Consider the following 18156-nt stretch of genomic DNA (forward strand, 5'->3'; position numbering starts at 1 on the left):
GGAAGATGGCTGGATGCAAGCCATTCTCTCCCCAGGCAGCCTGGTGACCATTGCTGGTGCCGTGCTCACGGTGATCGGCACAATCGCCTACGCCACCGACATCCCCAACCTCAGCCTGCCCACGATCTTCTACGGGATCCCGATCCTGTTGGGTGGCCTGGCCCTGAAATCCTCAGAGCTGCCTCCTCCCGAGCGGCTCACTCCGGCAAGCCGGTTCAAGCAGCTGCGCGAGCAGGCCGCCAGCGAGCCCCTGCGCAAGCTGCTGGCCGACGTGGATCGCTGGCGCTACGGCCAGAAAGCCCACCTCGAGAGCTCCCTGGAGGCGCTCAAGCTCTGGGATGAGGAGGCCCCCCCCCAGCTGCTCAGTGTGGAAGAGCTCGACTGTGGCGGCCACTACGGCCTGCGCCTCTGCTTCCGCTGCGCCGGAGTCCCCCTGGAGCGCTGGCAGGCCCGGCGTGAGCGCCTCAGCCGCTTCTTCGGGCCAGGGCTGAACGCCGAGATCCAGGCTGGCCGCCTGGGCGAATTCAGCCTGGCCCTGGTGCCCCAAGCCGGGGCGAGCGAACAACCCACCTAGAGCTCCGAACCCTTGATCAGCAACCAGGACACCCTGAGGGTGTCGGTCCTCAGTGAGGCCCTCCCCTACATCCAACGCTTTGCCGGCCGCCGGGTGGTGGTCAAGTACGGCGGCGCCGCCATGGTGCGCGAAGAGCTGCGCGACGCCGTCTACCGCGATCTGGTGCTGCTGGCCTCGGTGGGCGTCCAGCCGGTGGTGGTCCATGGCGGCGGCCCGGAGATCAACGAGTGGCTCACCCGGCTCAACATCGAGCCGATCTTTCGCAATGGGTTGCGGGTCACCACCCCGGAAACCATGGACGTGGTGGAGATGGTGCTGGCGGGCCGGGTCAACAAGCACATCGTCAATGGCCTCAACCGGGTCGGCGGCAAGGCCGTGGGGCTGTGCGGCAGCGATGGTTCCCTAGTGCGGGCCCGCACCTACGCCGAAGGGATTAACGGCTTGGTGGGGGAGGTGGCAGCTGTCGACCCCTCCGTGCTCTTCCCCCTGCTCGATGCCGGCTACATCCCGGTGATCTCAAGTGTGGCGGCCGATGGCGAGGGCCAGGCCCACAACATCAACGCGGATACGGTGGCCGGCGAACTGGCGGCGGCCCTCCAGGCCGAAAAGTTGATCTTGCTCACCGACACGGCCGGGATCCTGCGGGATCGCTCCGACCCGAGCTCCCTAATCCGCCAACTCAGCCTGTCCCAGGCCCGTGAGCTGATCCGAGCAGGGGTGGTAGAGGGCGGCATGACCCCCAAAACCGAGTGCTGCATCCGGGCCCTGGCCCAGGGAGTGGCGGCGGCCCACATCGTTGATGGGCGGGTGGCCCACGCCCTGCTGCTCGAGGTTTTCAGCGACGCGGGCATCGGCACCATGGTGGTGGGCAGCCAACGCTCCAGCCATGGCTGACGCCCAGCTGGCTCTGGCCCGGGCCGCCCTGGAGCGGGGGGACTACGGCCGGGTAATACAGCTGCTTGAGCCCTTGGTGCCGGACCATTCCCCGGCCACCCTGCTGGGGGCGGAGATCCAGCTGGTGCTGGCCACCGCCTGGATGGGCCGGGGCGACAACAGCCGCGCCATGGTGTGTTGCCGCCAGATCAAACGCTGCCGGGATGCCAGCGTGCGGGCCCAGGCCCAGGATTTGCTTAGCGTGCTGGAGGCGCCGGCCCTGGAGCGGCCCCGCGACTGGTCGATAACCCTGCCGGATCTGGGCTCGGCCGAGGCGATGGGAGGCCAGATGCAACAGCTGGCGCGGCAGCGGCGCTCCAGCAAGCCGCTGTCTCCCCCGCCGCCGCCGGTGGGGCCGACCCGGGCTCCCCTGGGCTTTGCCCTGCTGGCGATGCTGCTGTTGCTGCTCACCGTATTGCTGAGTGGCTGCATGGAGGTGCGCACCGAGCTGGAGTTCAAGGGGCCAGGGCGGCTGCAGATCTCCCACGCCTTGCTGAGCGGCCGCACCCAGCCGAACCCCTGGCAGCGCCAGTTCAGCCAGAGCCTGCGCAGCCAGGGCTTTCGCCCCACTCCGGCCTCCCGCACCCAAGCCCATGCCGGCGGGGATCTGCGGCTGGAGAGCCCGGTGCTCGCGGCCCCCCAGGCCCTGGCCCTGCTGGCGGCCAACCTGGAGCAAGCGGCCGAGCTGGGCGGCATCAGCCTGCCCACCCCAATGGTTGGGTTGAAAGAGCGCAACTGGCTGGTGGGGGTGCAGCAGACCCTTAAGCTGGCGGTTGATCTGCGCAATATCAGCCCCATACCGGGCTTCCGGGCCAGCCTTCAATTCGAACCGGTGGGGGCGCTGGCGGTGCGGCAGGCCAGCCCGGAGCCTGCCACCGCCGTGCCCGGCCGGGTGGCCCTGCTCTGGCCCCTACAGTTCGGAGCGCTCAACAGCCTGCACCTTTCCTGCTGGCGCTGGAGTGGGCTCGGCCTGGGCGGACTGCTGATCGCGGCGGGCCTCGCCCTGGTGCTGGCCCTGGTGCGCCTGCGCCGGGCCCTGGGTTTCGGCCTGCCCGAGCTACCCGCCTAGAGGCTGATGGGGTCGGGGTCAATCGCCAGTCCCACCCCGGCGGGCAAGCCCTGACGCAGGAGGGCCTCACTGGGCAGGGGCAGGGCCTGGCCGGCGGGGCCATGCAACAGCAGCTGCCAGCGACTCTTGCCCGCCACCCGTGCCACCGGGGCCGGGGCAGGGCCGATCAACAGCCAGCCGGCCTCCTCCAGGCCGGCACCGATCCTTTCTGCCAGGGCGGCCGCTGCGGTGGCCGTGGCGCTGGCCGTGGGCCCGCTCAGCCGCAGCAGGCAGGCCCGGCTGAAGGGCACCAGCCCAGCCTGGCGGCGCAGCTGAATCTCCTCGGCCAGAAACTGCTCGTAGCGCCCATCCACCAGATGGCGGATCACCGGATGGTCGGGGCTGTAGGTCTGTACCAGCACCTCACCGGGCCGTTCGCCCCGGCCGGCCCGGCCCGCCAGCTGCAACAAGAGCTGCAAGCACTGCTCCGAGGAGCGCAGATCGGGTCGGTGCAGCAAACCGTCGGCCGCCAGCACCGCCGCCAGGGTGACCCGGGGCAGGTCCATGCCCTTGGCCAGCATCTGGGTGCCCACCAGCACATCCGCTTCCCCCTGGGCAAAACGATCCAGCAGGCGGCGATGGCCATCCCTGCCGCGGGTTGTGTCACGGTCGAAGCGCAGCAGCCGCAGCCCCTCCAGCTCGGCGGCCAACTGTTCCATCACCCTTTGGGTGCCGGCACCAAAGGGCTTGAAGGCGGTGGAGCCGCAGTGGCCGCAGCGATCGCCGAGCTCGGCGCGGTGGTCACACCAATGGCAGCGCAGCCACTCCTGGCCGGCCTTGGAGCGGTGCACGGTGAGGGCCACATCGCAGTGGGGGCAGAGCACCGCCTCGCCGCAACTGCGGCAGCTCAGGAAGGCCCGGTAGCCCCGGCGGGGCACCAGCACCACCGCCTGTTCGCCCTTCTCCTGCAGCTGCTCGAGTCGACCCATCAGGGCCCTACTGATCAGGCGGCGGTGGCCATCTGCCAGCTCATGGCGCATGTCAATCACCCGCACCGCTGGCAGGGGCCGCGAGCCGATCCGCTCCGGCAAACGCAGCAGCTCGATGGCAGGATTGGATCCCTGGCAGCCCAACCAGCTCTCCAGAGAGGGGGTGGCACTGCCAAGCACCAGCCGTGCCCCACTTTCCCTGGCCCGCAGGCGGGCCACATCCCTGGCGTGGTAGCAGGGCATGGGGCTGTCCTGCTTGTAGGAGCTGTCGTGCTCCTCATCCAGCACGATCAGGCCCAGCTGCGCCAAGGGCAGAAAAATGGCCGAGCGAGTGCCCACGACCAGCACCGGTTCAGGGCCAAGGCAGCGCCGCCAGGTGGCCACCCTGGTCGCATCGGACAAGCCGCTATGAAACTCAACAACCCGGCTGCCGAAGCGCTCGCGGGCCCGATCGAGGAGCTGGGGAATCAGGCCGATCTCTGGCGTGAGCAGTAGGCAACCCTGACCCGCCGCGAGCGCGTAGGCCGCGGCCTGGAGATAGACCTCGGTTTTGCCGGCACCGGTGACGCCCCAGAGCAGGAATTCCCGACCGGGCGGCGCGCCCAGGACTGCCCGCACCGCAGCGGCCTGGGCCTGGGTGAGGACCGCCCCAGGGCCGACCCCACCCGGGGGCGGCGAGGGGAGGAGGTGGGGCTGGCCCTGGGATCGATGAACCAGACCCCGCTCTTCCAATCCCTTCAGCACGGCACGGCTGAAGCCACCGCCAGCGCAGAGCTCCCGCAGGGGCACGGGCCCGGGCTGGAGCTCCAGATGGGCCAATAAATCGAGTTGGCGGGGGGTGAGGCGCTGCTCTGGCCGCGGCGCGGCGGAGCGTTGCACCAACCAGATCGGCCTGGGCCCGCCGCTGGGGCCCTGACGGCGCTGGCCCAACCAGCCTGGGGGGAGGGCACTTTTAAGAGTTTTGAAGATGCTGGTGTGGCAGGCAGCCGCCACGGCCGCGATCAGGTTTTGCCACTGGCCATCTACGGCGGCCCGTTGCCACACCGCCAGGATCGGCTGCATGGTCTTACCGCTGAGACTGGCCGGCAGCTTTTGCATAGCTCCCACCACCAGGCCGGTATGGGGACGGCCCTGCAGCCGAACCCGCACCAGATCGCCGATCCCAGCTGGCTCCTGCTCCGCATTGGCATAGGTAAAAATCTGGCCTTCCCGGCCGGCCTCCAGCCAGATCTGGAGCCAGGGCCCCGATGTGCTTGCAAAGGTCACGGCCCATTCTTAGGATGTGGGGGTTGGGCAGTCCAAGGGCTGCCGTCGGAACTGAGCAGAGTTCCTTCCAGCGGGAAGACCTGAAGAGAGACCCTCGGGAGCCAGCCTCCCACCATTCGGGCTCCCGGTCTGCGACCACCCCTGACAGCACTGCCCAGGCTTCGGCCGCCGACCCTTTGCAATTTGCCGGGTCGTTCCCAGCCCTGAAGTTACCGGTCGTTCCCACTTGTGCCTCCCGCCTGAATCAGGTTCCTGTTTCGGGCTGGTTATCAGCTGATGCTGAGACGCACCGGTCCCCCTTTCGGCTTTGTGCCGCTCTCTACTCCAGTTCCCGTTTCCCATGAGCCCCGCTGCTACCCAGCCCAAAGCAAGCCCGGAAATTCTGATGGTCTCCCCAGCCACAGCGTCGGAAGTGGCTGGGGAACCGAAGGCCAAGAAGGCTGCGGCCAAAACCAAAGCCACCACAGCCAAAGCCAGCGCCCCCAAGGTCGGCACTGCCAAGATCGCCACTGCTAAGGCCGGCACTGCTAAGGGCGGCACCGTCAAAGCAGGCACTCTTAAATCAGGTACTGTCAAAACAGATACCGTTAAATCAGAACCCGCCAAGAAAAAATCGGCCAAGACAGTCCAGCCCGCCGCCGCCGCCGCAGCTGAACTCCTGATCAGCAGCCCCATCGATGACGACGGGGAGAAGGAAAAGGCCGATGCCAAGGCCGCCAAGGTGCTGGCCAGCATCAAGGTGGGCCCCAAGGGTGTCTACACCGAAGACTCGATCCGGGTTTACCTCCAGGAGATCGGTCGGATCCGTCTGCTGCGGGCCGACGAAGAGATTGAACTGGCCCGCAAGATCGCCGACCTACTGCAACTGGAGGAGCTGGCGGCCCAGTTTGAAGCCGATCACAGCTACCACCCGGACACCAAGGAGTGGGCCGCGCTGGTGGACATGCCGGTGATCAAGTTCCGCCGCCGCCTCATGCTCGGCCGCCGGGCCAAGGAAAAGATGGTGCAGTCCAACCTGCGCCTGGTGGTGTCGATCGCCAAGAAATATATGAACCGGGGCCTGAGCTTCCAGGACCTGATCCAGGAGGGCTCCCTCGGCCTGATCCGCGCCGCCGAGAAGTTCGACCACGAGAAGGGCTACAAGTTTTCCACCTACGCCACCTGGTGGATCCGCCAGGCCATCACCCGGGCCATCGCCGACCAGAGCCGCACCATCCGCCTGCCGGTGCACCTCTACGAAACGATCTCACGGATCAAGAAAACCACCAAGACCCTCTCCCAGGAATTTGGCCGCAAGCCCACCGAGGAGGAGATCGCCAAATCGATGGAAATGACCATCGAGAAGCTGCGCTTCATCGCCAAGAGCGCCCAGCTGCCGATCTCCCTGGAAACTCCGATCGGCAAGGAAGAAGACTCCCGCCTGGGTGACTTCATTGAGGCAGACATCGAAAATCCCGAGCAGGACGTAGCCAAAAACCTGTTGCGGGAAGACCTCGAAGGGGTGCTGGCCACCCTCAGCCCGCGGGAGCGCGACGTGCTGCGCCTGCGCTACGGCCTCGATGACGGCCGCATGAAGACCCTCGAAGAGATTGGCCAGATCTTCGATGTGACCCGCGAGCGCATCCGCCAGATCGAGGCCAAGGCCCTGCGCAAGCTGCGCCACCCCAACCGCAACGGCGTGCTGAAGGAGTACATCAAATAGTGCGGCTGGATGACCTGCGCGGATTGCGCAGCGCCCCAACCCTGGCGGTCGCCGACAGCAAGGCCTTGATGGTCGAGCTGCTTAAAGGCATGGAGGCCTGTGAATGGTTCACAGCTGGGGTGATGGCCGATTCGGCCCTGGCGGCCCTCCAGTGCCTGCGCCAGCTGGAGCGAGCGCTGGGCTGGCCCCCCCTGGCCCCAGACCCCGCCGTCGAGGCGCCCGAGAAGATTGCCGGCGCGGTGTTTCTCAAGGCCAACCAGCACACGGGCCGCTTTCTGGTGCGTCCGGAAACAGGCCTGGGCGAGGGATTGCTGATCACCGGCCACAACCCTGGCGATCCCGCCGCCGAGGACACCTGGGGGCCCTTGCCCCTTGATTTCTTCGGCCCCTAGTGTGACCTGCTGTGATCTGGCACCGATGGCCAAACCCCTGCGCATCGCCTCCCGCCGCAGCCAGCTGGCCATGGTGCAAACCCACTGGGTGCGCGATGAACTGGCCAAGGCCCACGCCGGCCTGGAGATCACGATCGAGGCCATGGCCACCAAGGGCGACAAGATCCTCGATGTGGCCCTGGCCAAAATCGGCGACAAAGGTCTTTTCACCAAGGAGCTCGAGGCACAGATGCTGGTCGACCAGGCCGACATCGCCGTCCACAGCCTCAAGGACCTACCCACGAACCTGCCTGAGGGGTTGATGCTGGGCTGCATCACCGAGCGGGAAGATCCGGCCGACGCCCTGGTGGTGCATGCGAAGCACCGGGACCGCAACCTTGCCAGCCTGCCTGAGGGTTCGGTGGTGGGCACCAGCTCCCTGCGCCGCCTGGCCCAGTTGCGCCATCACTACCCCCAGCTGCTGTTCAAGGACGTGCGCGGCAACGTGATCACCCGCCTGGAGAAGCTGGATGCCGGCAACTATGACTCTCTGATCCTTGCTGCCGCGGGCCTGGGCCGCCTGGGCCTGGCGGATCGCATCCACGAACTGCTCGATCCCTCCATCTGCCTGCACGCCGTGGGCCAGGGGGCCCTCGGCATCGAGTGCCGGGAGGGCGACCAAGCGGTGCTCGCTCAGATTCGGGCGCTGGAGCACCTCCCCACCGCCCGACGCTGCCTGGCGGAGCGGGCCTTTCTGCGGGAACTGGAGGGTGGCTGCCAGGTGCCCATCGGCGTCAACAGCCGCATTGAGGGCGATGAGCTGGTGCTGACGGGCATGGTGGCCAGCCTCGATGGCGAGCGGCTGATCCGCGATCAGGCCCGGGGGGCCCAGACGGATCCCGAGGCGATCGGCATGGCCCTGGCGCACACCTTGAAGGCCCAGGGGGCCGGAGAGATCCTGGAGGAGATCTTTGCAACGGTCCGGCCTGAAGCCTGAAGCCGGCGAGCCCTCAGCTCGCCCTTACCAGTGGAACCTGCTGGCCTGGGCCGCCTTGGTCGGCATTCTGACGGGCCTGGCCGTGGTGGGCTTCCATGAATTGCTGGGCTTCATCAACAACGGCCTGTTCGGACCATTCGTAGATGGGTTGCTCTCCTTTGGTCGGGCCCAACCGCCCCAGCCGCCGCTTGAGCTCCCCCCCCTACCGCCGGATACGGGCACGCCCCTAAAGGCCCTGCTGCAGGTTGGCCTGGGCGGCCTGGGTTTTCTGCCGCCACCCCCCGCCGCTCCCCAGCCGGCAGTGCTGCCCGTCTCCTTACTGCCCGACTGGATCCGCCTGTGGCCAGTGGTGGTGGTGCCGACCCTGGGGGGCCTGGCCGTGGGTCTGCTGCGCCGCTACGGCGGCGAGCTGGGGCCTGGATTGCCGAGCCTGATGGCCATGGCCGATGGCGCCCTGCCAGCCCAGCCCCGACTCCCCCTGCTGCGCCTGCTGGGCGCCTCCGTGAGCCTGGGCAGTGGCGCCTCCCTCGGCCCGGAGGGACCGAGCGTGGAAAGTGGCGGCAACCTGGGGCTCTGGGTGGCCCTGCGCGGCGGTTTGTCGCCCCAGAGTCAGAAGGCTCTGGTGGCAGCGGGGGTGGCCGCAGGGCTGGCAGCTGGCTTCAAGGCCCCCATTGCCGGTGTTTTCTTTGCCTTTGAGGGCAGCTTCAGCGCCATCCAGGGGCGGCCCAGCCTGAGGGCTGTGCTGGTGGCAGCCGTGGCCTCATCGCTTGTCACCCAATTGCTGCTGGGCGACACGCCGATCCTGAGGCTGCCTGCCTACGAGGTGCGTTCCCCCCTGGAGCTGCCCCTCTACCTGGGGCTCGGCCTGGTCGCCAGCCTGATGTCCTGGGCCCTGGTGAGCCTGTTGGCCGCAGGCCGCAGCGAAAGGCTGCAAACCTGGCTGGCCAAGCTGCCACCCGGGGTGCCCACCGCCGTGGGCGGGGCATGCGTGGGCCTAATCGCCCTTGGCTTTCCCCAGGTACTGGGGGTGGGCTACGACACCGTTGAGGCCCTGCTGGGCAGCAACGGCGGCGTACCGCTGCTCACCTTGCTGGTGCTGCTGGGAGTGAAGCTACTGGCAACGGGCATCAGCAATGCCACCGGATTTGTGGGGGGCGGATTTGCCCCTGCCCTGGTGCTCGGCGCCGTGCTGGGCAACTGCTACGGCCAGCTGCTCGGCGAAAGCGGCCTGCACCTGCCCGTAGCCGAACCTCCCGCCTACGCCATGGTGGGCATGGCCGCGGTGCTGGCCGGCAGTGCCCGGGCGCCGCTTACGGCCCTGCTGCTGCTGTTTGAACTCACCCGCGATATCCGCATCGTGTTGCCGCTGATGGCCGCCGCCGGGCTCAGTGCCGCCCTGGTGGAACGCTGGCAGGGGCTGGCCGATCCGGGCCTGCTCGGCCCCGACCCGATTGAGGAGCAACGTCGCCGCCAACTGGCAGCGTTGCCGGTGGCTGAGGCCTTCGAGCCAGAGGCACCCCTGGTGCTGCCGGCAGAACTGGCGGCCAGTCAAGCCCTGCGCCAGCTGGTCGACGCCCATGGCCACTGCCTGGTGGTGGCAGAGGGATCCTGGGTGGTGGGGCTGGTAACCCTGGCTGATCTGCAGCGGGCCCTCAACGCCGAGCCCAGGCCCACCCAGACCGGTACCGAAACAACCCCCAAGGTGCCAACGATGCTCAAGCTGATCGACTGCCGGCGCGGAGATCTGGTGTGGTTGCCGCTGGACGCCCAGCTGGCCGAACTGGAAGACCAGCTCACCCCCAATGGCCTGCGCCAGGTACCAGTTTTCGATGTGCAGGACGCCAGAACGGCTGCCCTGCCCCATGGATTACCCAATCCCGGGCTGCCTGTGGCTGCACTGCGGGGTCTGGCGAGCCGCGATGGCATGGCAAGGGCCCTGGCCCGGAGCTCCAGCCTGGTCAGGAATTCAGCTGAAGCTGACGGGTAAGCTCATGGGCCGCGGGATCAACGGCGCAGAGCCGCTCGAGGATGCGCTCCAGATCGAGACTCGACAACTCCCCATCGCTGGCCCATTTCAGCGTTGTGCTGACCTGGGGTTCGGCGGGCTGGTGGGGTTGGGAAGCCGGAGTCATGGATGGACGAATCGAGGTCCAAGACCTCATTGGGGCCTAAAAGATACCGCCAGAAGAGCCGGGGGGGGGGGCGATAAGAACCGATCTCCAGAATGTTTTCCAACCAGGCAAACCGTTGCCGCCTGCATTAGCGCTGGACGATCACCGGGGTGCCAACCTCCACCAGATCAAACAGCTTGCGCACGTGCTCGTGCAGCATCCGCACGCAGCCGTTGGTGACAGGAGACCTGGAGCTCACGGTCCACGACCAGGCCGCCGGCGTGCCATGGATCCCGTATTGGTTGGGTCCGCTCTGCTGAAAGCCCAGCCAGCGATCCCCGAGGGGGCTATTGGGCCCCACGGTGGAATTGATCTTGCCGCTTTTGGTGCTCTGGTACTTGGGGTTAATCACCTTGTTCTGCACGACAAAGCGACCCAGGGGAGTGGGGGTGCCGGGGCTGCCGATGGCAACAGGCCAGCTGCTGATCAGCTTGCCGTTATCCCGCAGGCTGATGGTGCGCCGGCCCAGCTGCAGCACAATTTCCCGGCTGCTGGGTTGGGGTGCTGGCTGGGGTGCTGGCTGGCTAGTTGGCTGGCTGGCTGGCCCCGGCGCTGCCCAGAGCGGGGCGGTCGCCAGGGGGAGTGGGGCCAGCGGAAGTGCCACCAGAGAGATCAGCATTCCAGCCCGGTTCATGGCGTGGGGCCCGAGGTCAATTGACCAATTTGGCATCAATGGTTTCGAGATAGCGCTGCTCACACTCCTGAATGATCCGCACCGCCTCGACAGGCTCCAGGAAACCATTGACCTTGCAGGTGCCGGGCTTCTTGAGATCTTTGTAGTGCTCCCAGTAGTAGGTGGTTTCCTTGAGCCACTGCTCGCCGAGCTGGGTGTAGCTGGTGATGTGGTCCATGCGCTTGTCGTCGGCGAGCACGGCAATCACCTTGTCGTCCACCTCGCCACCGTCATCGAAGGTCATGATGCCGATGATGCGGGCCTCCACCAGGGAACCGGGCACCAGGGGCTCGGTGACATTGACAATCTCGATATCGAGGGGATCGCCATCCTCATCCCAGGTGCGGGGGATGCAGCCGTAGGCGAAGGGATAGGCCAGGGAGGAATAACCAACCCGGTCGAGCTTGAGGTGGCCGGTCTCGGTGATCAACTCGTATTTATTGATCGTCATCGAGTTGAGCTCCACGATCGCGTTGAGCCGCAGCTCGGCCTGATCGGCAAAGGCCGGCAGCACGTGCAGCAGGTTGAGCATCGTGCGGCTTGGAGCGTGGTCGATGTTCGCCATGGAGGAGGGAGATCTGCGGCGCGCATCCTATGCAGGGGCCTGGAGCAGCTCCAATTTGAACTTGAGGTATTGAAGGAATGGCTCGGCCGAGAGGGGGCGCCCGCTCACCTGCCGAACTAGCTCCTCCCCGTTCACCGCACGGCCCAGGGGCCAGACCCCCATGGCCAGCCAGCTGCGCAGCCGCTCCTCCTGGCCCGCGGCGATGGCTCCCGCAATGGCGCCGGCCCCGCCCAGATCGGTCTCCATCGCCTCGGCCAGCTGGGCACTGATCAGGTGGCCGAGGGCGTAACTGGGGAAATAACCAAACAAACCTTCTGCCCAATGAATATCTTGCAGACACCCCTCGGAGTCAGTCTGCGGCTGGATTCCCAGCAGCTCCTGCATCCGCTGGTTCCACTGCTGGGGGAGGTCTTCCACGGGCATGTCCTGCTCGAGTAGGGCCACCTCCAGCTCAAAGCGCAGCACGATGTGGAGGCAGTAGCTGAGCTCGTCGGCCTCCACCCGGATCAGGCCGGGAGCAAGCGGGTTGAGGCTGCGCCAGAAGACCCGGGCCCCTCCCCAGGGATCGGCACCTAGACCGGCCTGGAAACGGCGGTGCCAGCGCTCGGCGAAGGCCTGGCTGCGGGCGACGCGGCACTCCCAAAAGAGCGACTGGGATTCATGCACCCCCATCGAGGTGGCCTCCCCAAGCGGCCAGGGGAAAAAGTGGTCATCGCCGCGAGGCAGGCCCTGCTCATAGAGCGAATGGCCCCACTCGTGCGCAGTGGCCAGGAAGGCCGAGAGCGGCTGGCCTGGCACCACCCGGGTGGTGATGCGGAAGTCCTGGGGACCCAGGGTGCAGGAGAAGGGGTGAGCGGAGCGGGCGCGCTGGCAGCGCTGCGGGTCGTAGCCCCAGCTGTCGAGGAGTTCGGCGCAGAGCTGCTCCTGCAAAGCCTCGGGCAGATCGGCGGCGGGCTGGGGGTTGCCCATGGCAGCCACCTGCTCCAGCAGCACCGGCAGCTCTGCTTTCAGGGGCGCAAACAGCTGCTCCAGCCTGGTTTTGCTGATGTCTGGCTCAAAGGGTTGGGCCAGGATTTCCCAGGGGCTGCGGGCCGTTGGTTCGGCGGACACCTGCTGGCTGGCCTGCCGGCGGCGCAGGGCAATCAGCTCCTGCAGGGCCGGGGCAAAGGCCGAAAAATCGTTACGGGCGCGCGCGTCTTGCCAGATGGCATTGCCGCGGGACTGGGCCTTGGCAAGGGCCTGGACTAGCTGGGGGTCAAGACTGCGCTGGCGCTCCAGCTCCAGGCGCAGCAGCTCAAGGTTGCGGCGTCGCTCGGGCGGGCCATCGGCCCCTAGCTCGGCCTCAGCAGCGGCAAGGAGATCAGCAAATTCCGCGCTGCTCTGGCGCTCGTGCAGCTCGCCAGCCAGCAGGGCCAACTGTTCTCCCCGCCAGTCGGCCCCGGCCGCTGGCATCACCGTGTTCTGGTCGTAGTAGAGGGCGCTGCTGATCGAACCCAGCAGGCGGGTGTGGTGCAGGTGCTGGTGAAGTTGGGCGAAGGCTGAACCAGCTGCGGCCATGGGGGGAGGGTTGCTGGAATCAATCATCGGGGCGTCGGGCGCTGAAGCGGCCGATCAGCACGCCCAGGGCCACGCCCACCACAGCCCCCTCCCGCTCCGCCAGCTCCCGATCCAGCAGCAATGGGGCGTCTGGCTCATTGCTGTCTCCCTTCCGCTCGTTTTTGCGGATACTCAACTGGCGGCGCGATCCCGTCGTCGAGATGCAGATCGAGCGCTCAAAGAAGAGAACGAAGCAGCTCGAGAACGAAATCGAGCAGCTGATGAGAGACAACGCGTTGCTCAATTGGATGCACTCCGAGCTCGACTTGATCGAGGCCGACTTGCCTTCCAGCTCGACACCTCCGCAGGCAACCGCCGCAAACTCCTGCGACTGCTGAGCCTGCTCAACAGCCCTGAACTGGATGAGCTGTATCGCGGTTGAGGCAGCGATCGGCAAGCTGGCACCGCCGTGGCCGGGGGGGGGAGGGCATGCTGTTGCAATCGATCATCCCTGGAGGAATGGGCCTTGCATGCTGTGAGCGTGAGTGGGCTCAAGCACAATCCGGCCGATGCCCTTCGTCAGGCCCGCAGCAGCCCGGTGGTGGTGCTCAATCGCGACCATCCCGATGCGGTGCTGATTGGCCTGGAGCAGGGGGGGCGTGCTGCAGGCACCGGGGGTACGAGCGGCACTGGCCACAGCCCTATTTCGCGATGGCGAGCTCTCGCTGGCGCGTGCAGCCCGTGTGGCTGAGAGGGATGTAGCCAGCTTCATCGCCCACCTCGGCCGCCTCGGCATCCCGGCGATTCGCCTGAGCGCTGCTGAATCCAACGCCGATCTCGACACCCTGGAGCAATGGCTGCAATCGTCATCGCCGACGCCAGCCAACTGATCGCCCTTGCCCGCGTAGGCGGGCTGAGCTGGCTGCAGCAACTGTTCACCGTAGTAATGGTCACCGAGGTGGTGCTAGCCGAGGTGCTCACGGGCCGATACCCCGACACGGAGACCCCGATCCGGCAGGCCCTGGCGGCTGGTTGGCTGCAGACCGTCGCCATTGCCTCCACATACCCGGAGCTGCCCGATCTCGATGAAGGGGAGGCGTCCAGCATCCGTCTGGCGCTGAGCCGCAACGGCCCGGCCCTGTTGCTGATCGATGAGCGCTTCGGACGGGCCGTGGCTCAGGAGCTGGGCCTCAGCGTAGCCGGCACCGCCGCCGTGATCGGCTTGGCCCGCCAACGCGGCCTGATCCCCTCAGCCCGGCAGGTATTTGAAGCACTCCATGCTAGCGATTTCCGCATTGCACCGGCGGTGATCCAGGCCGTATTTGATCGCTGTGGCGATTGAGCCAGCACCCCCTCGGCCGAGAGCTCCACGTTCACCCATTTGCCCCGGCGCGTCCCCATCTGCGGCTCACCCTCTATATCCGCTATGTCCCAGACGACATAGCCGAACGCCTGGAACGGCTTGCCAGCCGCGCGGGATTGCCGTTGAGCACCTTCGCGTTGCAGGAGCTCAGCGAATCAGCCCGCCGTGCTGACAACGCCGAGCTGCTCCAAGCGTTGCCCTCCTTTGAGATCGACCCCGCCGAGCTGCTCGAGGTCTTGCGCCAAAGCCGCGCTGAACACTGATGGTGGTGGTGGATGCTTCGGTTCTGATGGAGGCACTGTTGATCGATGGCCCTGCGCGAGCCCGGCTTGCGGATGTCAATCTCCAGGCACCAGACCAGATTGATGCCGAGCTGCTCACGGTGCTGCGCCGCCTGGTGATAGCTGGTCGAATACCTGAGCAGCACGCCCTGCGAGCTCTGACCACCAGCCAGCAGCTCGGCATGCGTCGACATGTCAGCCGCCACCTATGGCCGCGGGCATGGGAAATGCGTACCAATCTCACCGCCTACGACGCGCTCTACGTCGCCCTAGCCGAACAGCTGGGAGCCACCCTGCTCACCGCCGACGCCCGTGCGGCGCGGGCTCCCGGCCTGCTTTGCCCCGTGGAAGTGATGACCCCATGAGCGTCTACAGCGAAGATCCTGGGCCCGCAGATTGTTCGAGCACTTGGTGAGCCCCACCGACTTCTCCCGTTTTTGTGGACAGTGCTGCAGCGCTTCCCCGGCTGAGTAAACTAGTTAAATAACCAATTCAAAAGACCATGGAGCGTTCCATCGGCGCCTTTGAAGCCAAATCCCAGCTCTCGCGGCTGCTGCGGGCTGTGGAGCATGGCGAGCACTTCACGATCACTGTTCGAGGCAAGCCCGTGGCCGACTTGGTGCCCCACCAACATCACTCCAGCCATGGCGTGGCCCTAGCCATCAAGGCGATGCAGAATCTCCCGCTGATTCGCGGCGTCCGAGATGCCGACGTGGCGAGCTTCGTGGCGGAGGGGCGACATTGACCCTCGTGATTGATGCCTCCATGGCCCTGGCCTGGATATTTGAACGTGAGCAAGCCAGTGATGCAGAAAGGGCCAGCAGACTCCTGGCCGCTTGTGGCGAGCAAGCCTGGTGGGTGCCGGGCCTCTGGCACCTTGAAGTGGCCAATGCGCTGGTGGTAGCCGAGCGGCGCGGTGTCATCGCCCCGAGTGCCAGCGATCTGTTCCTGGCCAGGCTCAGCGGCTTGCCGATCTGCACGGAAGCAGAGGCCACTAGGGAACTCCAATCCAGGGTGATCCCTCTGGCCCGTTCCCATAACCTCTCCAGTTATGACGCCACCTACCTGGACTTGGCACTCCGGCTAAGTGGAACCTTGGCCAGCTTTGATCGCCGGCTGATTCAATCAGCCGCAGACCTAGGGATAACCATCTACCAGTAACTTGCGCCAGCTATGGCCGCGCGGTGCCAGGAACCATTACTGGACTCGCACACTGGACTCGCGCGAGTGACTGTGCTCGTCTCGGGTGACCTGAACTCTGACCTGAACTTTGCGCAAGACGCTGCTAAGTAACCCAGTGCCCCGCACACAAATGGGTGTAAATCCCAGCCCAGCTCCGTGCTGATCCGGCTGGAATCGATCGCATAGCGGCGGTCGTGGCCGGGGCGGTCGCTAACTGGGGAGATCAGGCGGCTGCAGTTCGTTCAGCGATGGCGCATTGGCTACCTCGAGGTGCTGCAGCCGCTGGTAGTCCTCGGCCGAGAGCACCACGCTCACCCATTTGCCCAGGCGCGTCACCTTCTGCGCCTCACCCCGGGCGGCCGCATCTACCTGGGATCCTTCAACCGGCCAAAAGGCCAACTTGGCCGATGGCAAGTAGGCCTCCGATCGCAATCAAGGTGATTGCTGCTGCCTTGGTAAGGGCTGGGGGCAGTTTCTTCAGGAGCAGGCAGGTGCCAGCGCATACCAGGGCAGAGCTGAGCAGGGCGCCACTCCACCAGATCAAGGTATTGCCGTCTTGCGGGGCCTCCAGGCCGTGGAGCATGGCGTGAATGGCAACCCCTGAGCCAACTACTGCTCCAACCCCTGCGCCCCTGATGCTGAGCGGCCCAATGGCGTCGGCCGTCCTGACGGCCTTGCCTGCCAGCAGGCTCATTCCAGCCACCGCAGAGATGGAAAGTGCCGCCACAACTTCAGCAGAAGAAAGATTCAAGCCAGCCAGACCGATGGCCGCGCCCAGCACTGCCCCAGCTAGCGCCCAGACCAGCAGGCGGGCAGAGATCAGGGCGGCGGCGGTGCCCACGGCCATCAACATGAACAGGTGATCGAGGCCGAGCAAGGGGTGGGTTAAGCCACCGATGGCCCCACCAGCGGCGCCGCCATGGGCAAGGACGGGACTGGTGCCCAGCAGCATGACTGCACCTGCTGCGGTGGCGATAAGGGGGGCGGTGAAGCGTTTCATGGGTTGTCTCGGTCCGCGCCGAGGACGATGGTGAGCAGATGACGGTGAGTGTTCTGGCTCAGGGGGCAAACCCTTCACAGTTGCGGGACAGCGGCGGATTTGGGAAAACCCTCACCGCACTTTCCTCTTGTGACCACTGCAGGAGCAGTGGACCCGTTCCCCCACTATGGATGGTTGGGACACGAATGGAGTGATGGATTAGCCCGCTCTACCCATCGGTGAGATTGCCAAGCGCTTCGGAGTTTCATTGAAAACGATTCGTTTTTACTGCAATTAAGGAACTTCATCGACTGTTAGATAGATGACAGGATTTCGGCGGCAAACAGCCCGAAACAAGCCCCCAAACCATCCCATAGCGCCATGCTCAGCGGCACCCGCCATGCCCCACGGCTGATCACCCTCTGGATCACCTGGTTGCTGGCCATGCTTTTCCATGTGGATCTGGGGCTGATGCCGCTATTCCATGGCCAGTCACCTGAGATCGAAAGCCACGTACCCGCCAGCGCCCTGCCCCTTTTGTTTGGGGCCATGCTCGGCTACTTTCTCCTGCCCCTAATCGCGATCGTGCTGATTGCCTATGCGGATACTGCGGCCGCGCCTGCTAGGCACTGGCGGCCCTGGCGCCGCATCCACTTCTGGTTCAGCGTCGTTTACTCCATCACAAATCTGCCCCATCTGATCGCCGACATCGTCGTACCCGATGCCCGACCTGATCAGATCGTGCTGATGCTGGCCCTCACCGGGTTCGGCCTACTGATCAATCTGGAGGGCTGGCGCTGGTGGAAGCAGAACGCCTGAGTTGATTCCGGGCCGACTCAAGAAGCTCGAGCACCTCCTGATCACTGAGCTGGTTAAACGTTTCAAACCACATCCCCACCGCAGCGAGCTGGTCGACGATCGCCACCGCTTCGAGCTGGTCGACCAGGTCGGCCAACTCCCCGGCCACCGCGCGGTCCACCACCGGCACGGCCAAGGTGAGGCTGCGGGGTTGAACCTGCTGCAACGCCAGCAGGGCTGCCTTCACCGTCATGCCGGTGGCGATGCCATCGTCAACAACGATCAGATCCCGTGCCTGCAGCTCCTGGGCCACCGGATCACCAAACAGGCGCTGACGCCTTGCCAACTCCAGCTCCTCAGCCTGGAGCCACCCATGGGAGCGGGCCATCTCCTCGCGGCGCCGCGCCTCCCCCCCATTGCGCCAAACCGCCACCCCCTGGCCAGCGATCGCTCCGATCGCCACCTCCGGCCATTGGGGGTCCGCCACCTTGCGCACAGACCAGGTCGCCACTGGCAAGTGCAGCCGCCCAGCCAGGGCCACCGCCACTGGCACCCCGCCCCGCGGCAGGGCCAGCACCCTGGTGTCGCTGCCGCAGTGATGGCTGGATCCCAACCGCTCCGCCAGGGCCAGGCCAGCCTGATACCGGTTGGACCAAAGAGGTGGCTGCTGCTGCATCGCCCCACGAATCAAAGCCCCCCAAATTCTGAACTGTCGCCCACTGAGTCGC

Annotated in this window: 23 protein-coding genes, 1 pseudogene and 1 riboswitch; of the genes and pseudogenes, 14 read left to right on the top strand and 10 right to left on the bottom strand. The window is 66.1% G+C overall.

Annotation, left to right across the window (positions count from 1 at the left end; all coding sequences use genetic code 11):
* Positions 1-13: 13 nt before the first annotated feature.
* The 3 genes from H8F27_RS00405 to H8F27_RS00415 are packed head-to-tail and all read left to right on the top strand — an operon-like array spanning position 14 to position 2576.
* Positions 14-574, top strand: a complete 561-nt coding sequence (locus tag H8F27_RS00405; RefSeq protein WP_197150067.1) for a DUF2854 domain-containing protein — start codon at positions 14-16, stop codon at positions 572-574.
* A 15-nt stretch (positions 575-589) separates the two neighbouring features.
* Positions 590-1468, top strand: a complete 879-nt coding sequence (gene argB, locus H8F27_RS00410) for an acetylglutamate kinase (RefSeq protein ID WP_197153262.1) — start codon at positions 590-592, stop codon at positions 1466-1468.
* A complete protein-coding gene (locus H8F27_RS00415; protein WP_197150070.1) occupies positions 1461-2576 on the top strand; it encodes a DUF3153 domain-containing protein in 1116 nt (371 codons plus the stop codon). Before argB ends, H8F27_RS00415 begins: the two co-directional genes overlap by 8 nt.
* On the opposite strand, the gene priA is transcribed toward H8F27_RS00415, so the two are convergent.
* A complete protein-coding gene (gene priA, locus H8F27_RS00420; RefSeq protein WP_197150072.1) occupies positions 2573-4810 on the bottom strand; it encodes a primosomal protein N' in 2238 nt (745 codons plus the stop codon). The two genes, H8F27_RS00415 and priA, sit on opposite strands and share 4 nt — an antisense overlap.
* Before the next feature lie 340 nt (positions 4811-5150).
* On the opposite strand from priA, the gene rpoD reads away from it, so the two are divergent.
* From rpoD to H8F27_RS00440, 4 genes are read left to right on the top strand one after another with little or no spacing between them, the layout of a single operon-like run.
* Positions 5151-6512 carry an RNA polymerase sigma factor RpoD gene (gene rpoD, locus H8F27_RS00425; protein ID WP_197150076.1) on the top strand — a complete coding sequence of 454 codons (1362 nt, stop codon included), beginning with the start codon at positions 5151-5153 and terminating at the stop codon, positions 6510-6512.
* Entirely contained in the window at positions 6512-6904 is a 393-nt protein-coding gene (locus H8F27_RS00430) for a DUF1824 family protein (RefSeq protein WP_197150079.1), read from the top strand. Before rpoD ends, H8F27_RS00430 begins: the two co-directional genes overlap by 1 nt.
* Positions 6905-6929: 25 nt before the next feature.
* On the top strand, positions 6930-7880 hold the full coding sequence (gene hemC / locus H8F27_RS00435; protein WP_197150086.1) for a hydroxymethylbilane synthase: 951 nt from the start codon (positions 6930-6932) through the stop codon (positions 7878-7880).
* Positions 7855-9867, top strand: a complete 2013-nt coding sequence (locus H8F27_RS00440; protein WP_231596413.1) for a chloride channel protein — start codon at positions 7855-7857, stop codon at positions 9865-9867. The genes hemC and H8F27_RS00440 overlap by 26 nt, the downstream gene beginning before the upstream one ends.
* Here H8F27_RS00440 and H8F27_RS00445 read toward each other — a convergent pair.
* The 5 genes from H8F27_RS00445 to H8F27_RS00465 form a co-directional block, all read right to left on the bottom strand.
* Entirely contained in the window at positions 9839-10012 is a 174-nt protein-coding gene (locus H8F27_RS00445; RefSeq protein WP_197150089.1) for a hypothetical protein, read from the bottom strand. The two genes, H8F27_RS00440 and H8F27_RS00445, sit on opposite strands and share 29 nt — an antisense overlap.
* Before the next feature lie 127 nt (positions 10013-10139).
* Positions 10140-10670, bottom strand: a complete 531-nt coding sequence (locus tag H8F27_RS00450; protein ID WP_231596414.1) for a L,D-transpeptidase — start codon at positions 10668-10670, stop codon at positions 10140-10142.
* A gap of 31 nt (positions 10671-10701) precedes the next feature.
* Positions 10702-11289 carry an inorganic diphosphatase gene (locus H8F27_RS00455; RefSeq protein WP_197150103.1) on the bottom strand — a complete coding sequence of 196 codons (588 nt, stop codon included), beginning with the start codon at positions 11287-11289 and terminating at the stop codon, positions 10702-10704.
* 27 nt (positions 11290-11316) lie between these two features.
* Positions 11317-12846: a carboxypeptidase M32 gene (locus tag H8F27_RS00460; RefSeq protein WP_197150105.1), complete on the bottom strand. Its 1530-nt coding sequence runs from the start codon at positions 12844-12846 to the stop codon at positions 11317-11319.
* Between the two features lie 19 nt (positions 12847-12865).
* A complete protein-coding gene (locus H8F27_RS00465) occupies positions 12866-13282 on the bottom strand; it encodes a hypothetical protein (RefSeq protein WP_197150108.1) in 417 nt (138 codons plus the stop codon).
* 181 nt (positions 13283-13463) lie between these two features.
* Between H8F27_RS00465 and H8F27_RS00470 the strand changes: the two genes are divergently transcribed.
* From H8F27_RS00470 to H8F27_RS00495, 6 genes are all read left to right on the top strand, one after another.
* Positions 13464-13715 (top strand): UPF0175 family protein, encoded by a 252-nt coding sequence (locus H8F27_RS00470; RefSeq protein ID WP_197150110.1) that lies wholly within the window; start codon positions 13464-13466, stop codon positions 13713-13715.
* Positions 13679-14167, top strand: coding sequence for a DUF3368 domain-containing protein (locus H8F27_RS00475; RefSeq protein ID WP_197150112.1), 489 nt, complete (start codon positions 13679-13681; stop codon positions 14165-14167). The genes H8F27_RS00470 and H8F27_RS00475 overlap by 37 nt, the downstream gene beginning before the upstream one ends.
* A complete protein-coding gene (locus H8F27_RS00480) occupies positions 14164-14451 on the top strand; it encodes a hypothetical protein (protein ID WP_231596415.1) in 288 nt (95 codons plus the stop codon). The genes H8F27_RS00475 and H8F27_RS00480 overlap by 4 nt, the downstream gene beginning before the upstream one ends.
* The gene (locus H8F27_RS00485) at positions 14451-14834 is read left to right on the top strand and encodes a type II toxin-antitoxin system VapC family toxin (RefSeq protein WP_197150114.1); all 384 of its coding nucleotides are present in this window, start codon (positions 14451-14453) and stop codon (positions 14832-14834) included. The genes H8F27_RS00480 and H8F27_RS00485 overlap by 1 nt, the downstream gene beginning before the upstream one ends.
* Before the next feature lie 137 nt (positions 14835-14971).
* Positions 14972-15214 carry a type II toxin-antitoxin system Phd/YefM family antitoxin gene (locus tag H8F27_RS00490; RefSeq protein ID WP_197150115.1) on the top strand — a complete coding sequence of 81 codons (243 nt, stop codon included), beginning with the start codon at positions 14972-14974 and terminating at the stop codon, positions 15212-15214.
* A gap of 5 nt (positions 15215-15219) precedes the next feature.
* On the top strand, positions 15220-15630 hold the full coding sequence (locus H8F27_RS00495; protein WP_231596707.1) for a type II toxin-antitoxin system VapC family toxin: 411 nt from the start codon (positions 15220-15222) through the stop codon (positions 15628-15630).
* On the opposite strand, the pseudogene H8F27_RS18130 reads toward H8F27_RS00495, so the two are convergent.
* From H8F27_RS18130 to H8F27_RS00505, 3 genes and pseudogenes are all read right to left on the bottom strand, one after another.
* Positions 15621-15884: pseudogene (locus H8F27_RS18130) on the bottom strand (hypothetical protein); the annotation flags it as partial. The gene H8F27_RS00495 and the pseudogene H8F27_RS18130 overlap by 10 nt on opposite strands.
* On the bottom strand, positions 15862-16050 hold the full coding sequence (locus H8F27_RS00500; RefSeq protein ID WP_231596416.1) for a hypothetical protein: 189 nt from the start codon (positions 16048-16050) through the stop codon (positions 15862-15864). The pseudogene H8F27_RS18130 and the gene H8F27_RS00500, both read right to left, overlap by 23 nt.
* Positions 16031-16651, bottom strand: a complete 621-nt coding sequence (locus tag H8F27_RS00505) for a HupE/UreJ family protein (RefSeq protein WP_197150122.1) — start codon at positions 16649-16651, stop codon at positions 16031-16033. Before H8F27_RS00505 ends, H8F27_RS00500 begins: the two co-directional genes overlap by 20 nt.
* A 25-nt stretch (positions 16652-16676) precedes the next feature.
* Positions 16677-16824: riboswitch (cobalamin riboswitch) on the bottom strand.
* Positions 16825-17011: 187 nt separating this feature from the next.
* Here H8F27_RS00505 and H8F27_RS00510 point away from each other — a divergent pair.
* Positions 17012-17449: a hypothetical protein gene (locus H8F27_RS00510; RefSeq protein WP_197150124.1), complete on the top strand. Its 438-nt coding sequence runs from the start codon at positions 17012-17014 to the stop codon at positions 17447-17449.
* Here H8F27_RS00510 and H8F27_RS00515 read toward each other — a convergent pair.
* Positions 17409-18104 (bottom strand): phosphoribosyltransferase, encoded by a 696-nt coding sequence (locus tag H8F27_RS00515; RefSeq protein ID WP_197150126.1) that lies wholly within the window; start codon positions 18102-18104, stop codon positions 17409-17411. The genes H8F27_RS00510 and H8F27_RS00515 overlap by 41 nt on opposite strands.
* Between the last annotated feature and the right edge of the window lie 52 nt (positions 18105-18156).

Origin of the sequence: Synechococcus sp. CBW1108, from assembly GCF_015840335.1 — a bacterium.
Lineage (GTDB): Bacteria > Cyanobacteriota > Cyanobacteriia > PCC-6307 > Cyanobiaceae > Cyanobium_A.